The sequence below is a fragment of the Sphingomonas bacterium genome, from assembly GCF_028289855.1.
Lineage (GTDB): Bacteria > Pseudomonadota > Alphaproteobacteria > Sphingomonadales > Sphingomonadaceae > Sphingomonas.
The window spans coordinates 1-15,311 of record NZ_JAQGKZ010000101.1; the positions used below are offsets into that span (position 1 = coordinate 1).

Genomic DNA, 15,311 nt, shown 5'->3' on the forward strand with positions numbered 1-15,311 from the left:
AGCGCCTCGGCGCCGCGATGCGTCTTCGCCGATGCCTTGGTGTGCGGCTCGATCAGCGGGTGGTGGCACGCGATGAAGACGAGCCCGTCCTTCGGCGCGGCCTCGACCAGCGCCAGCGCCTTTTGCAGTGCGTGACGGCTGACATATCCCTTCGACCAATTGAGCCGCCACTGCGCGCGCCGCGTCGTCACCAGCGGCACGATCGTCACCCCGGGCAGATCGAGCGGCTTCTCGATCATTCGCTCAATCGCATGATAGCGGTGATAAGGCCGGAACAGCCGGTCGATCATGTTCCAATACGGCAAATCGTGGTTGCCGACCTCGAGCGTTACCGACCGCCCGAGCGACTGCAGCCATTCGAGCCCGCGTGCAAACTCGCTCGACCGCGCGCGCATCGTCAGGTCGCCGGTCATGATGATCGCGTCGGGCTGCTCTGCAGCGACCAAGGCGTCGAACCAGGCGACTGCGGCTTTGTCCTCGCGCCCGAAATGGACGTCACTGACGTGGAACAGCCGGATCATGTCGCGGGACCGGTGGCGACGAATTGCTCGCCGGTGCGGCCCGCCATGACCGTCGTCGCGGGATCGAGCGTCACCGGCTCGCCATCGAACAGCGCGAGCACCGGGCGGCGTTCGGCGATGGTCAGGCGGTTGGTCTGAATTTCGGTCACGGCATGGGCGGCAACCCAGTCGCCGGTGATCAAGTTCCACCCGAGGTCGGCGAGCGATCGGAAATCGCGCGCGTTGATCGCGGCGACGGCAAGCATGTTCTCATGCGCCCGGACATATGCCGCCTGTGCCTCGCGCGCGAAGCCCGGCGCGCCCGCCAGCCGGATGCCCTTGCCGAATGTCCGCCGCCACGCCAACCGCACCGCCGGCCATAGATCGGCGAGCTTGCCCTCGCGGATGCGCTCGCGCGCGTGGTACCAATTCGCGGCTGGGCCGACGATCAGCCCGACCATCGCGCGATGCTCGCCCGCCGCGACGAACGGCAACGCGATTCGCCGCCCGCGCTCCTGTGCCGCGGCGAGGATCGCGACCGGATCGGTCTCGGTATGCAGCGATTTGGCCAGCATGTTCATCGTACCGCCGGGCAGGACCAGGATCGCGCCGTCCCAATCGGCGAGCGCGCGCACCGCCGCATTGATCGTCCCGTCACCGGCCAGCAGCACGACGGTATCGACCTTCGCCGCCTCCAGCGCGTCGAGTGTCGGCAAGGCATCGCCGGGAAAGTCGGTCCGCCCCGCCAGCGTCAATCCGCGATCGGCAATGCCCGCGACGATCTCCTCGGCCTGCGCCGTGCTCGACGATCCGGACTTCGGATTGGTGATGAACCATATTCGTTGCATGCCCCGGATCAACGCGCCGGGGCGCGCTTTCGATCAATCGGGCACGTCCATCGTGACGCACGTGCCGGTTTCGCCGCTGACCGTGTTCAGCGATCCGCCCGCCTGATGCGCGAACGCCTCGATCAACCGCTGGCCGAGCCCGCCGTCGCGGCGCGCCGGCTTGGGACCTGGCGGCATGCCGACGCCGTCATCGGCGACGGTCAGTCGCCAGCCCCCTTCCGCGCGGCGTTTCCACGACACGTCGATGGTGCCGCTTTCCCGCCCTGCAAAGGCATGCTTGGCGGCGTTGGTCACGAGTTCGTTGACGACCAGCCCGATCGATACCGCATGGTCGCGCTGGATCGGCGCCGGATCGGCCTCGCAATGCAGCGTCACCCCGCCGCGCAGCAGCAAGGCATCCGATAGCGTCGCGCACAGATCGGCGAGATAATCCTGGACGTTGACCTCGCTGCGCTCGCCGTCGCGGTAGAGATGGCGGTGCGCCCGCGCGATACTGTCGACGCGCATCATCGCCGCGCCCAGTGCTTCGCCGGCGGGGGTGTCGCCCGCGCGCCGGCGCTGGATGTCGAGCATGCTCGCGACGATTGCGAACTTATTCTTCACGCGGTGTTCTAACTAGGCCAGCATCAGGTCGCGGTCGGCGATCTGGCGATCGCGCTCGGACGTCGCGCGGTGCACCGCGCGGCGGAACGTCTCCGCCAGCACGATCGTCAGCAACGCCGCGACCGCCACGGCGAACACCGCGAACCGCGGATTGACGACCGCGCGGGTCGTCGCGCCAGCGGTCGGCAAGTAGACGACGAAGAACGTGTAGCAGATCGAGATTGCCGCGGTCATCGCGCCCGACTGCCAGCGCGCGAACAGCGTCGCCATCATGATCGCGGGAAAGACGAGCGCAAACACAGCCGAGCCGGGCGCGATCGTGTTGACGATGGCACGGGTAATCTCAATCCCGGCGGCGCACAACAACGCCACGCCAAGCTGCGTCGCCCAGCGCGGAACCGTCGGCGCGAGCCGATCGGGAAGGTCGAGTTCGCCCAGCCTTGCCATGACCGACTTCGGCATCGTTACGCCCCTGAATGTCAAGCCGATCCGGCCCGAAATTAATCCCGATCAATCAAAAAGGTAGTTTCCGCCCCGACCGTCCGGCAAGATCGGTGACGTAATGCCACGCGACGCGCCCCGACCGCCCGCCGCGGCGCGTCGCCCAGCCGACCGCTTCCTCGGCGTCGAACGCCAGATCGAACCGCGCGGCATAGTTGCGCACGATCGCCAGATACCCTTGCTGATCGAGCACGTGAAACCCCAGGCTCAGCCCGAACCGGTCGGCCAGCGCGAGGTGATCGTCCACGCTGTCGCGCGGGTTGATCGCGCTGTCCTGCTCGGCGATGTCGCGCGGGATCACATGGCGCCGGTTGGACGTCACCACCAGCCGGGCATTGGCCGGTCGCGCCTCTGCGCCGCCCTGGAGCAACGAGCGTAGCGCCCGGGCGTCATGCGCGGCGTCGAAGCCCAGATCGTCGAGAAACAGGACGAACGCGCGCGGCACGCGGTCGATGCGATCGAACAACGCGCGCAACCCGGCCATATCCGCCACTTCGATCAGCGCCAGCTTCCCGCCATCGGCCTGAATCGCGGCGACCGCGCTCTTGACCAACGCCGACTTGCCGCTGCCGCGCGCGCCCCACAGCAGGACGTCCTGCGCTGCATGTCCCGCCGCCAGCCGGCGAAAATCCTCGACCAACGCCGCCTTCTGCGCGTCGATGCCGAGCAGCATATCGAGCGGCAACGGGTCGAACGCGCGCACCGCCGACAGCCCGCCGTCGCGCCAGACATACGCGGCATAGGCCAGCGGATCGACATCGGCGGGCACTGGCGGCGCGATCCGCTCCAGCGCGGCGGCGATGCGGTCGATCGGGTCGGTCACAAACCCGCGTTACACTCAGCCCAGCGTCTTGAGCAACGCTTGCGCCGGCGCGCGATCGGCGAAGGCCGGATCGCCGAGCGCTAGCGCGATCTGCCCCTTGGCGTCGGCGTTTCGCCCGAGATCGGCATAAGCCTGCGCCAGATGCCAGCGGATGCCGGCCTGACCCGGGGCGAGCAACACCGCTTTTTCCAGCAAGTCCTTCGCCTTGTCGGCATCGCCCGCCGCGTAGAACGCCCAGCCATAAGCGTCGGTCGCCGCGGGGCTCATCGGCGCGATCTCGTACGCGGCGGCGCCATAGCCCAGCGCGTCATCGAAATCCTCCGCACCGATATTGGCGTAGGTCAATTCCGCGAGCAGCCCGGCGTCGCGCGACCCGACCCGCGAGCGCAAATCCTCCAGCGTGCCGATCGCGCCGTCCCAGTCGCGCGCCGCGATCTGCCAATGCGCGGCGATGCGCAACGCTGCCACGTTCTCCGGATGCTGGCCGAGGAACAGCGCTAGCACGCTCGAGGCTTCGGGACGGCGTCCAGCATGGTCGAGTGCATCGACCACGCGCAGCATCGTCGCTTCGTCGAACTTGATGTCGGCGGCGCGGCGATACGAATCCGCCGCCTCGCCGAACCGGCCCATCGTCATCAGCGTGTCGCCAACCAGCAGATGCGCGGCGGGCGCGCCGGGATTGGCCGCCGCCAGCGCCTTGGCACGGTCGAGCGCGTCGCCCGACTGCCCGGCATCGATCAGCCCGCGGATCATCCCCACCGCCGCCACCGGGTTGCCCGGGTCGTTGCTGGCCGCGCTCGCCAGCACGGCGAGGCCGTCATCGGTGCCGAACGGGGCGGTGCCGTCGGTCGTCGGCCATGCCGAGCGATCGAGGTACTTGGCCGCCCAGTCGCGCTCGCCATTGGCCTCGAACGCGCGCCCGACCAGCGCCAGCGTGTAGCTGTCGGCATCGCCGCGCAGCGCGACCGGGCGCAGCACGTCGAGCGCACCCTTGGCATCGCCCGAGCGCAGCAACGCCGCGCCGAGCAGCCGGCGCGCGGTGATGTTCATCGGCTGGCGGCCGATTAGTTCGCGCCACTTGCCGATCGCCTGTTCGTACGACCCGGCCTGATAATCGAGCGTGCCGCCGAGCAGCAGCGCGCCGGGCAAATCGTCGATCGCGCCGCCGGTGCGCTGCATCAGCGCGCGCGCGAGATCGTAATTCTGCGCGCGCGCGGCGAGCACCGCCTGGAGGTAAAGCGCCTGCGGGCTGCCCGGCCGTGCTGCCAGCGCGCGCCGCGTCGCCGCCAGCATGTCGGTGTAGCGGCCCATATCGCCGAGCGTGGCGGCATATTCGATCAGCGCGGCGTGGAAATAGGCGTCGCGCCGCAACGCCGCCTCGAACCACGGCACCGCCGCGGCGAGACCGAATTGCTCGCGCACCAGCTCGCCACGCAAGGTCAGCGCCTGGAGGTTGGCTCGGTCGAGCGCCACCGCGCGTTGCGCATTGCTCGACGCACCGGCGATATCGCCGGCATTGTAGCGAATCCGGGCGAGGTCGGACCAAGCGTAGGAATTGGACGGATCGGCATCGAGCAATTCGCCAAGCAAGGCGATCGCCTCGGGCGACTTGCCTTGCAGCGCCAACGCCTTGGCGGTCACGCGCGTGGCATAGCCGCCGAAGCGCGGATCGGCCTTGTCGGCTTCTGCCAGCGCGCGCTTTGCGTCGCCCTGGATCAACCACGCATCGGCCAGCAGCTGGTGCCCGCGCGTCATGTCGAAACCGTTCGCGGCGGCGCGACCGAGTTCGGACTCCGCCCCCACGCCGTCGCCAAGCGCCAGGAAAGTCCGCGCCAGCACGGCGTGCGCCAGCCCCCATTTGGGATCGGCCTGGATCGCCTTTTGCGCGTAGGACCGCGCGGCGTTGAAATTGCCGTCTTTCAGCAAACCCAGGCTAAGGACCAGATCCTGTTTCGCTGCCGCATTGTCGGCGCGCGCCGGCGCGACGAGCGTCAGCGTAACGCCGGCGATCGCTGCGAAAGCGGCGGTGCCGGCCAGAGCAGTTTTGGCGAAGGTCTTCATGGGCAAGTCCTAGGCATGGAGGTCATAGCTCTTGAGCAAATCGTAGAGCGTCGGGCGGCTGATCCCGAGCAGCTTGGCGGTGTTCGAGATGTTGCCCTCGGCGCGCGCCAGCGCATGGCGGATCGCCTTGCGGTCGGCGGTTTCGCGCACCGATTTCAGGTTGATCGGCTCGGGCTCGTCCTTGCCGCCGAGGTCGAGGTCGGCGGCGGATACGTACTTGCCGTCGGCCATTATCACCGCGCGCTTGATACGGTTTTCGAGCTCGCGGACATTGCCCGCCCAACCCCAGGCGTCGATCGCCGACAGCGCATCGGGCGCGAGCCCCGACACCGGCCGGTTCATCGCCTTGGCGTATTGATGCAGGAAATGCCTGGCGAGCAGCACGGCGTCGCCCGCGCGCTCGGCAAGGCTGGGAATGCGCACGACGATCTCGGCGAGGCGGTAATAGAGGTCTTCGCGGAAGGTGCCGCCCGCGACCATCGCATCGACGTCCTGATGAGTCGCGCACACGATCCGCACGTCGACCGCGATGGCTTTCCGCCCACCGATCCGTTCGATCACACGCTCCTGCAAAAACCGCAGCAACTTGACCTGCAACGGCAGCGGCACGTCGCCGATTTCGTCGAGAAACAAGGTGCCGCCGTCGGCCAGCTCGATCTTGCCCTCGGTGGTCTTGACCGCGCCGGTGAAGGCACCCTTTTCGTGCCCGAACAACTCGCTTTCGAGCAAGGTCTCGGGGATCGCGGCACAGTTGATCGCGACGAACTGGCCCTTGCGCCCGCTGGCATTGTGCAGCCCGCGCGCGAGCACTTCCTTGCCCGTCCCGCTCGCACCGAGCAGCATCACCGACACATCGGCGGAGGCGACGCGCTCGATCATGCTCGTGACCTTGAGCATTTCGGGCGCGGCGGTAATCAGCCCGCCGAGCGCTGCGGTCGGGGATGCCGCGAGCCGGCGATTCTCCGCCTCGAGCGCATGGACGTGGAATGCCCGCGCGACGATCAGCCCGAGCGCGTCGATGTCGATCGGTTTCTGGTAGAAATCCCACGCCCCTTCGCCGATCGCGCGGAGTGCACTTTCGCGCGCGCCGTGGCCGGAGGCGACGATGACCTTTGTATCGGGCTTGAGCCGCAGGATTTCGCCGAGCGTCGCGAACCCTTCGCTCACCCCGTCGGGATCGGGCGGCAGGCCGAGGTCGAGCGTCACGACCGCGGGCTCCTCGGCGCGTACCGCGTCGATCGCCTCGCGGCGGTCGCTCGCGACGATCACCTCATAGCCCTCATACGCCCAGCGCAACTGGCGCTGCAGCCCGGCATCGTCCTCGACGATCAATAGCTTCGGCTTGGGCGTCGTCATGCCGCGCGTTCCATTCGGCTGGGCGCTATCGCGGTCGGCAGCGAAATCGTGAAGCGCGTGCCCTCCCCTTCGCGGCTGATCACATCGAGCGTTCCTCCCATTGTCTGAATGACTTGCCGCGCCTCGAACGCGCCGATCCCGAAGCCGCCCGGCTTGGTCGACACGAACGGGCGGAACAAATGATCGCGAACGAACGCCGCGTTCATCCCCCTGCCCGTATCGGCGATTTCGATCGAGGCATGCCCGACCGTCACGGTCACTGGATCGCCGCCGCTGCTCGCTTCGACCGCGTTCTGGATCAGATGCCCGAGCGCCTGTTCGAGCCGGCCCGGATCGGCCAGCGCGAGCGCATCGCGGCTGCCCGACACGATCACCGCATGGCTACCCCCGCGCCGCCGTGCGACACGTTCGGCGAGCGGCATCAATTCGACCGCTTGCGGATCGTCGGCGCGGCCCGAATGGTGCTGCGACAGCCGCGCGAGCAAGTCGTTCATCCGCCCCGCCGAATCCTGCAATGTCGCGATCATGTCCGCGCGGAAGTCGGGATTGTCGGCATGTCGCTCGGCGTTGCGCGCGACCAGTGTCAGCTGGCTGACCAGATTTTTCACATCATGCAGGATGAACGCGAAGCGGCGGTTGAATTCGTCGAAGCGGCGCGCGTCGGCGAGTTGTTCGTGCGCGCGCGCCTCCGCCAGATAGCTCGCGACCTGCCGCCCGGCGATGCGGAGCAAGTCGAAGTCCTCCCAATCGAGGCTGCGGTCGATCGGCGGCCGCGCGAGCAGGATCGCGCCGATCAGCGTCTTGACGTGAACCAGCGGCACCACCGCCCAGGCGGCGTGATGATCGAGCATCCATTGCGGCACCGCGGCGAGTTCCTCGCGCGTCGCGCGGCCCGTGCGGACACTGTCGAGCTCGACAATATGCGCCCCGTCGGCGAAGAAGACGGTGAGTTCGTCGGTCGCGACATGCGACGGCGGATCGCCCGGCCACTGCCATCCGGTCCCGAGCGCCAGTGCCGCGCCATCGGCGACGAGCAACAGCCCGGCGGGCGAATCGGTCAAGTCGGCGACCGCCTTGACGATGCGTTCCTCGAGCGGCGGCGCGCTCTCGCCCGGGGTGCCCAGCGTTTCGGTGAACCGCACCCATTCGGCGCGGTAATCGTAACGGTGGCGGAACAAATGCTTGGCGACCATCACGCGCAGCCACGCCTTGATCGTCGGCGACGATAGCAACGTCAGCAGCGCGGCGGCCGATCCGAACACGAACGCGGTCTGCGCGAGGCGCGCATAGCCGCCGCCGAACGCCTCGATCGCGCTGATCACCAGCACCGTGGTCATCGCGTAGATCGTCAGCGCGACTAGCGTCAGCGACTGCCACGTCACGGTGCGCGAGATGTTGAGCGTCCAGTCACCGTTGCGGTGCACCGCGATCGCCAGCACCGGCACGATCGCCGCCATGACGACCCCGCGCGCGGCGATCAGCACCTCCGGCCAGTCGCCGCCCAGATACGCGGCGGTGTAGAGCGCCAAATCGGCCAGCCACATCGTCGCCAGCGCGATAACGGCCATGCGGATCCCGCCGCGCGCGGCGGGCGCGACCAGCGAATAGAGATGGTTGACCAGCACCAGCGCGCCGACCGCGACCATCATCCGCAACAATACGCGGACCGCGGAAACGCCCTGCACGGCACTCGACGCCGGAACGATGGCCAGCACGATTCCTGCCGCCGCCACCAGCGCGATCACGCCGTAGATCGTCTTGACCGCCCGGTCGCGCCGCGCCCCGGCGTCGCGCCGCAACAGCGCGAACATGAAGCCGAGCCAGCCCAAGTTACGGACGCTTTCGGCAACCTTGGTGACGACATCGCCCGCGCCGATTCCGGCCACCGCCAGCGCCCACAGCGCGGTCAGCCCGAGCGCGACGAGGAATGCGGTGCGCGGCACGCTGACCGTCCCGGCGCGCAGCTGCGACAGCGCGAGTCCGGCGAACAGCAACGCAGCGAGCGCATGCCCCCACAGGATGACGGTTGCCGTCATCAGCGCGCGCCCTCGGGCCACAGCACGACGCGGATCGTCTGGAGGATGATCAGCAGGTCGAGGAACGGCGAGTAATTTTTGGCGTAATACAAATCGTATTCGAGCTTCTGCCGGCTGTCCTCGATCGACGCGCCGTACGGATAGTTGATCTGCGCCCAGCCGGTGATCCCCGGCTTCACCATGTGGCGCTCGGCGTAATAATTGAGCTGCTGCTCGAGATCCTCGACGAACTGCGGGCGCTCGGGGCGCGGGCCGACGAAGCTCATCTCGCCCTTGAGCACGCTCCAACATTGCGGCAGCTCGTCGAGCCGCACCTTGCGGATGAAGCGCCCGACGCGCGTGATCCGCGGATCGTCCTTCTCCGCCCACACCGCCTGGCCGTTGACCTCGGCATCGACCCGCATCGATCGCAATTTGATGCAATCGAACCCGACGCCGTACAGCCCGACGCGGCGCTGGCGATAGAAAGCCGGGCCCTTGCTTTCCAGCTTCACCGCGATTGCCGTCGCGATGATGATCGGGCCGGTGAGCAAGAGCAACAGCACGCTGGCGGTGATATCGAACAGCCGCTTGAACACGCTCGACAGCATCCGTCCCGAGGAAAATCCGTCGGAAAAGATCAGCCAGCTTGGATTGACCGATTGCAAGTCGACGCGGCCGGTCTCGCGTTCGAGAAAGGTCGAGATTTCGTTGACGTGGACCCCGGTGGTCTTGATCCGCAGCAAATCCTTGAGCGGCAATGCGTTGCGCCGTTCCTCGAGCGCGAGCACGACTTCGCTGGCGTTGAGCAGCACGACATGGTCGGCCAGATTATAGATCGCGTCGCGCGCGATCGCTTCGGGAATGACGCGGTTGGTCTCGCTCATCGACAGATAGCCGACGACGACGAACGCCGACCCCGGCTGCGCGGCCAGCGCCTTGAGCCGCGCCGCGCGCGGCCCGGCGCCCATCACCACGATCCGGCGCTTGAACACATGCCCGCCGAGCAACTTGCCGAGCAGCACGCGCAAAACGATCAGCGCGACCGCCGACAGTCCCATCGCGTAGAGCAGGTTGGAGCGCCAGAAACTGAGCCCCGGTGACACGAAGAACACCACCGACAGGAAGATCACCCCGAGCGAAATCGCCACCAGGATCCGCGCCGTCGCGCGGCGCAACGATTGCAGTGCGTCGGCGCCGTACACCCCGACCGCGACCATCGCGACTTCGAGCGCGCCGGCATAGACCGCCAGTTGCGGCAACCGCGTGCGCATCGGCTCGACCAGGCTGCCGAGCTGGTGCAGGCGCAACGAATAGCCGACCTCCATCGCCGCGATCAGCAGCGCGACGTCGAGCAACCCCAGAAACAGAACGGCGTGCGGCACATAGTGCTTGAACAGCCTGATCATCGTCTTGCGCCTCGTGACCGCTGCGGCGTGTAAGCTTTTCCGACAGGGTCAGGCGCGGTGTCGCAGAAATTGACAAATAAAGGCTGAATGCGAAGTTCGACGCACCCTAATGATGAACGGGCGGGCGGGGCCGACGAGGCGGCGGCGCCGGAAGTGTGGCCGGCGTGGTTCCCGCCGTATTCATCGGCGGGCTGGGGAGCGGCGGAGGTTTAAAAACCGGCGGCTTCTTTTGTGCCAACGCGCCGCTCGCGGCCAAAAGTATCGCAGCAGCCGCTCCAACAATCAGTGCAGTCTTCATAAAGCTCTCCTGCATGTCAGACAGGCTATGGCGTGGCCTTTTCTCGGTCAACGCATTGTGTCCATACCGGAACTATCTGAGCCGCGAAACCGTCAGCACGCTTTCGCGTTTGGGCAAATCCGGAGAACGCCCCTACATAGACGCAGAAGCAATCGAGGACCGTGCATGGCCGAGCCGACGACGATCATTCCTGTCATCCTGTCGGGCGGGTCGGGCACGCGGTTGTGGCCGATATCGACGCCCGAAAAGCCCAAGCAATTGCTCGCGCTGACCGCCGACGAGACGATGCTGCAACTGACCGCGCGGCGCACCGCGGGCGAGGCGTTCGGTGCGCCGATCGTCGTCGCCAATGCGCGGCATGCCGACGAGATCGAGGCGCAACTAGGCGATATCGGCGCCAGCGACTGGACGCTGATCCTCGAACCGGTCGCGCGCAACACCGCGCCGGCGATCGCGCTCGCCGCGCTGGCGGCGAACAGCGATGCGGCGTTGCTGGTCATGCCGTCGGACCATGTCATCGCCGATGTCGACGCTTTCCACGCCGCGGTGCAAGCGGCGCTGCCGATGGTCGAGCAAGGCTGGCTGGTGACCTTCGGGATCGATCCGCATGCGGCGGAGACCGGCTATGGCTGGATCCATGTCGGCGACGGCATCGCCCCGCGCGTCCACCGTGTCGCGAGCTTCGTCGAGAAACCGCCCAGGGATCGCGCCGAGGCGATGCTCGCGGCCGGCGACCATGTCTGGAACGGCGGGATATTTCTGTTCCGCGCCGACGCGTTCCTCGGCGCGCTGGCGGTCCATGCCCCCGACATGCTGCATGCCGCGCAACAGGCGCTGCTCAAGGGCCGGACCGAGGGTTCGCGCCTCCATCCCGACGCCGACGCCTTCGCCGCCTCGCCGTCGGAATCGGTCGACTATGCGGTTATGGAAAAGGCCGAACGAGTCGCGGTGGTGCCGGTCAGCATGGGGTGGAGCGACCTCGGCAGCTGGGACGCGCTCCACGAGATCAGCCATTGCGACGCGAACGGCAACGCCTGCAAGGGCGATGTCGTCGCGATCGAGACCGAGAACTGCCTGGTTCGGGCCGATGGCGTCCGCATCGCGCTGGTCGGCGTGACCGACTTGATCGTGGTGGCGAACGGCAAGGACGTCCTCGTCATGCCCCGCGGGCGCAGTCAGGAAGTGAAGAAGCTTATCGAGGCGATGAAGGACTGACCGGGGGAATGACCGCGATACCGTCGATCAGCTGGATGCGGTTCATCACCGCGAGCGGGATGCGGTTGTCGAGAATGACGTAGAGCCGCGTCGGATCGATCCGCCCGGCCTGGAATGCTGCGGTATCGGCATCGAGGCGCTTGCGTACGGCGGCAGGTTCGCGCGACGCGTAGAAATAGCGCAGCGGGACGGGACGCGGCGCGGTGATTGCACGCCAGGTCAATTCGTCGCGCACCGCCTCCTCCAGATAGGGCGTCGCAGGCTCGAACTCGATCGCGGAGGCGCGAGCGACCATCGCAGCCCAAGCCGGGTCGCGGGTGCAGCGATAGATCTGGTCGCCGGCCGACGCGCTGGTCGCGCGCACCGCAGACACCATCGGCGCGAGGTCGAACAATTGCAGCGCAAGCGCCGCGCCGAGGATCAGGCTGGCGCGCGGCAATCTGCTGGCGACGACGATCGCGGCAAGCGCGATTACATAGCCGACTGGCCAGAACAGCCGCCCGCCTGCGCGCACCGGGTCGAGTGCGTCGCGCACGATGTCGGGCAGCGGCCACGCCATCAGTGTCTGACCGCGCCACACCCAATGCGGTCCGATCGCGACCAGCGTCAGCACGAGGAAAGCGGGCACGAGCCAGAAGAGCGGCAGATCGGCCAATCGCTCGCGCCGCGCGACCGCCGCCACGCAAGCGACGACTGCCAGCGCCAGCAGGCCAGCGCCGAGATAATTGAGCCCCTCGAACCCTTGCGCCGATGTCGTGGTCAGCCCCGGCAGCAGCGCCGAATAATCGGAATTGCCAGGGTTCCATAGCGCATCGAGCGCCATGCCAAACTGGCCGTAGCTACCGGTCGGCAGCGCATCCAAGCCGATGAAGCCGAGCCACCAGGCGATGCCGACAAGCAGGACCGTCACCGCGCCCGCCCCGACAACTGTGCGCCGCCAGCTTTCAGGCTCGACCACCAGCAACCGCAACACCGCGCTCGCCCAGATCGCCGCCGCCATCACCGTGAGATAGGGATGGACCAGCAGTGCGACGCCGAGCACCGCCGCCCACCAGCCCGGGCGACGCGCGCGGTCGGGATCGACGAACACCCATAACGCCCACAGGATCAGCCAATGCGCGCACAGGTTCACATGGCCGTACCGCGCTATCAGCGCCGGGCTGACCGCGAGCAACGCGGTGCCGAGGAAAGCCGCGAGCGGATCGGCGACATAGCGTGTCACAAGCGCTCGGGCGAATATCACCTGCAATGCGATGCAAGCGAACAGCCACAGGCCCGTGACTTGCCAGCCGACCGGCAACCCGAACAGCCCGAGCAACAACCCGAGCAGCGGATTGCTATCGGTCAGCGCCAGCGGCAATCCTTCGGGTGCCATCAGCATCGGGTCATGCAGCCCTGGCCACGTCCCGCCGCGCAGATACGCGATCAGCCCCATGCTGTTCTGCCCGCGATCGCTGCCGTCTAGCAGCCAGCCGACGTTGCGCGGATCGAGGATCGCGGGGTGCATCCACGCGACGAACATCGCGACGGCAAGCGCGAAGAAGGGGAGCGCATTCCATACCTTCTTGGTTCCCCGGCGAAGGCCGGGGCCCAGGTGCGCGAACGATAATGGCAGCACGTCGCGCTCCATTATTTCGACCTTCCCGACAGAACCCCGGCCTTCGCCGGGGAACGGCTATCTCGATCGGCGCGGCTACCCAATCAACGCCTCGACTTGGTCGAGCGTGTCCTTGAACGCCGCGACCACCGCCTGGTACGGCGCCGCCGACGCCATATCGAGGCCCGCGCGCTTGAGCACGTCGTACGGATAATCCGAACCGCCCGCCTTGAGCACGCTCAGATAATTGTCGCGCTCCTTCGCGCCGCCTTTCAGGATCGATCGCGCGAAATACGACGCCGCCGAAATGCACGTTGCATATTGATAGACGTAGAAGCTGTTGTAGAAGTGCGGGATATAGGCCCATTCCGACGCGTAGATGTCGGACACCGCGACCTTCGGCCCGTGATAGCGCTTGAGCAGGTCGAGATACATCGCGCTGAACTTCTCACCAGACAGCCCCTCACCCGCTTCCGCCTTGTCGTGCGCGGCGAGTTCGAACTCGGCAAACATCGCCTGCCGGTAGAAGGTGCCACGGATGCTTTCGAGCTGTTGGCCGAGATAGAAGAGCTTCTCCTGCTTTGAGGTGGCCTTCGCGACCATATAATCGGCCAGCAGCACTTCGTTGCAGGTCGAGGCGATCTCCGCGGTGAAGATCGAATAATCGGCCTTTTCGTAGACCTGGTTCTTGTTGGCGAGCAATGTGTGCATCGCATGGCCCCATTCGTGCGCGTAGGTCGTCAGGCCCGAATAATTCTCGCCGAGATTGAGTAGCAGGTACGGGTGGACGTCGTACGCCGCGCCGGGGTTCATGTATGCGCCTGATTTCTTGCCCGGACGCGGCAGCGGGTCCATCCACTTGCCCGCGGTCGCCTTGGCGAAAATGTCGGCATATTCGGGCCCGAGCGGCTTGACCGCCTCGATCACGATCCCGCGCATCTCTGGCACTGTCACCTTCTTGTCGAGCGCGACCAGCGGCGGATAGATGTCGTAATAGGCCATGTCGGGCAGCCCGAGCATCTTGCGGCGTAGCTCGAAATAGCGGTGGAGTTGCGGCAGGCCGCTATTGGTTTCCGCCACCAGCGATCGGTACACCGCCTCGGGAACGTTGTTGCCCGACAGTGCGGCGGCGAGCGAGGTGGGGTATTTGCGCGCCTTCTTGCGGTAGATGTCCGCCTTGACGTGGCTGAGATAGGCGGCGCCGAGCGAGTTCTGGAACTTGCCGTATTCGGCCCAGAACGTGTCGAACACCAGCTTGCGGTCGGCACGGTTGGGCGCGTCGCGGTTGAGCGTATAGGCCTGGTCGTCGAGCCGGACCTGCTTGCCGGTCGATAGCGTGACGGTCGGCCAGGGAATGTCGGACGCGACGAGTTGCTCGCGGATGTCGCTCGGCCCGGAGAACGGCGCCCCGACGCCAGCGAGCAAATTCTCGCTCTCGGGACTCAGCGTATGATCGGCCTGGCGCAGCGTATCGGCCAATGCGAAGTCGAAGCGTTTCTTGAGCGTGGCGTTCGACGCGATGAAGCCGTCGATCTTCGCCTTGCCGATCGTCAGCAATTCGGGGCTGGCCCACGACACAGCCTCGCCGAACGCGGTGTACAGGTCGATCGCCTGGGCCTGGCGCTCCTGATTGGCAGATACGCGCAGATCGGCGTCGGCATTGAGGCTGGCATAGGTGTAAACGCGGCTGATCGTGCGGTTGAGGTCCGACTGGGCGGACATGAACGCGGCGAGCGTGTCGGCGCTTTCGCCCAAGCGTCCCTTATATTTGGTCAGGCTCGGCACGTCGGCGAGCGCCTTTTTGCGCGCCGCGTCCCATGCCGCGTCGTTCACGAACAGGTCGGTCAGATCCCATTGCGCGCCGCCCGCCGCTTGCGCCCAAGCGGGCAGTGTGGCGACGAGCCCGGCGAGCGCAGTCGCGGCCAAAGCTTCGCGGCGGGAGAGGTTGGGCATGGCGGACTCCGGAAGATCGGTTGCGGGGTGACCGGCACCTTGTCGCGCATCCACGCGAAAGAAAAGAGTGTTTTGCATCGGCAAGGCACTTGACTCGATAACGTGTTATATATCACGTTATACGCATTGGAG

Annotated in this window: 12 protein-coding genes; 1 reads left to right on the forward strand and 11 read right to left on the reverse strand. The window is 66.8% G+C overall.

Annotated elements, in window-relative coordinates:
* The 9 genes from JWM94_RS11810 to JWM94_RS11850 form a co-directional block, all read right to left on the reverse strand.
* Positions 1 to 521, reverse strand: a 521-nt coding sequence (locus JWM94_RS11810; RefSeq protein ID WP_299426955.1) for a metallophosphoesterase, incomplete at its 3' end; no start/stop codon positions are given.
* Entirely contained in the window at positions 518 to 1,348 is an 831-nt protein-coding gene (locus tag JWM94_RS11815; protein ID WP_299426958.1) for a diacylglycerol kinase family protein, read from the reverse strand. The genes JWM94_RS11810 and JWM94_RS11815, both read right to left, overlap by 4 nt.
* Positions 1,349 to 1,381: 33 nt before the next feature.
* Positions 1,382 to 1,951 (reverse strand): sensor histidine kinase, encoded by a 570-nt coding sequence (locus JWM94_RS11820; protein WP_299426961.1) that lies wholly within the window; start codon positions 1,949 to 1,951, stop codon positions 1,382 to 1,384.
* A gap of 12 nt (positions 1,952 to 1,963) precedes the next feature.
* Positions 1,964 to 2,413 (reverse strand): hypothetical protein, encoded by a 450-nt coding sequence (locus tag JWM94_RS11825; RefSeq protein ID WP_299426964.1) that lies wholly within the window; start codon positions 2,411 to 2,413, stop codon positions 1,964 to 1,966.
* 52 nt (positions 2,414 to 2,465) lie between these two features.
* On the reverse strand, positions 2,466 to 3,275 hold the full coding sequence (locus JWM94_RS11830) for an ATP-binding protein (RefSeq protein WP_299426967.1): 810 nt from the start codon (positions 3,273 to 3,275) through the stop codon (positions 2,466 to 2,468).
* A gap of 15 nt (positions 3,276 to 3,290) precedes the next feature.
* Positions 3,291 to 5,336 (reverse strand): tetratricopeptide repeat protein, encoded by a 2,046-nt coding sequence (locus JWM94_RS11835; protein WP_299426969.1) that lies wholly within the window; start codon positions 5,334 to 5,336, stop codon positions 3,291 to 3,293.
* Positions 5,337 to 5,345: 9 nt separating this feature from the next.
* Positions 5,346 to 6,692 (reverse strand): PEP-CTERM-box response regulator transcription factor, encoded by a 1,347-nt coding sequence (prsR, locus tag JWM94_RS11840; RefSeq protein WP_299426972.1) that lies wholly within the window; start codon positions 6,690 to 6,692, stop codon positions 5,346 to 5,348.
* Positions 6,689 to 8,728 (reverse strand): XrtA/PEP-CTERM system histidine kinase PrsK, encoded by a 2,040-nt coding sequence (gene prsK / locus JWM94_RS11845; RefSeq protein WP_299426975.1) that lies wholly within the window; start codon positions 8,726 to 8,728, stop codon positions 6,689 to 6,691. The genes prsR and prsK overlap by 4 nt, the downstream gene beginning before the upstream one ends.
* A complete protein-coding gene (locus JWM94_RS11850) occupies positions 8,728 to 10,116 on the reverse strand; it encodes a TIGR03013 family XrtA/PEP-CTERM system glycosyltransferase (RefSeq protein WP_299426978.1) in 1,389 nt (462 codons plus the stop codon). The genes prsK and JWM94_RS11850 overlap by 1 nt, the downstream gene beginning before the upstream one ends.
* Before the next feature lie 463 nt (positions 10,117 to 10,579).
* Between JWM94_RS11850 and JWM94_RS11855 the strand changes: the two genes are divergently transcribed.
* Entirely contained in the window at positions 10,580 to 11,629 is a 1,050-nt protein-coding gene (locus JWM94_RS11855; protein ID WP_299426981.1) for a mannose-1-phosphate guanylyltransferase/mannose-6-phosphate isomerase, read from the forward strand.
* Here the strand turns inward: JWM94_RS11855 and JWM94_RS11860 are convergent.
* Together JWM94_RS11860 and pepF are read right to left on the reverse strand one after the other, a co-directional pair.
* A complete protein-coding gene (locus JWM94_RS11860; protein WP_299426984.1) occupies positions 11,607 to 13,247 on the reverse strand; it encodes a DUF6311 domain-containing protein in 1,641 nt (546 codons plus the stop codon). The genes JWM94_RS11855 and JWM94_RS11860 overlap by 23 nt on opposite strands.
* 75 nt (positions 13,248 to 13,322) lie before the next feature.
* A complete protein-coding gene (gene pepF / locus JWM94_RS11865) occupies positions 13,323 to 15,179 on the reverse strand; it encodes an oligoendopeptidase F (RefSeq protein WP_299426987.1) in 1,857 nt (618 codons plus the stop codon).
* Between the last annotated feature and the right edge of the window lie 132 nt (positions 15,180 to 15,311).

Bases quoted from the DNA above. Each gene is read 5' to 3' on its own strand.
- JWM94_RS11815 (WP_299426958.1), bottom strand. From the start codon at position 1,348: ATGCAACGAATATGGTTCATCACCAATCCGAAGTCCGGATCGTCGAGC.
- JWM94_RS11825 (WP_299426964.1), bottom strand. From the start codon at position 2,413: ATGCCGAAGTCGGTCATGGCAAGGCTGGGCGAACTCGACCTTCCCGAT.
- JWM94_RS11835 (WP_299426969.1), bottom strand. From the start codon at position 5,336: ATGAAGACCTTCGCCAAAACTGCTCTGGCCGGCACCGCCGCTTTCGCA.
- prsR (WP_299426972.1), bottom strand. From the start codon at position 6,692: ATGACGACGCCCAAGCCGAAGCTATTGATCGTCGAGGACGATGCCGGG.
- prsK (WP_299426975.1), bottom strand. From the start codon at position 8,728: ATGACGGCAACCGTCATCCTGTGGGGGCATGCGCTCGCTGCGTTGCTG.
- JWM94_RS11850 (WP_299426978.1), bottom strand. From the start codon at position 10,116: ATGATCAGGCTGTTCAAGCACTATGTGCCGCACGCCGTTCTGTTTCTG.
- JWM94_RS11855 (WP_299426981.1), top strand. From the start codon at position 10,580: ATGGCCGAGCCGACGACGATCATTCCTGTCATCCTGTCGGGCGGGTCG.
- pepF (WP_299426987.1), bottom strand. From the start codon at position 15,179: ATGCCCAACCTCTCCCGCCGCGAAGCTTTGGCCGCGACTGCGCTCGCC.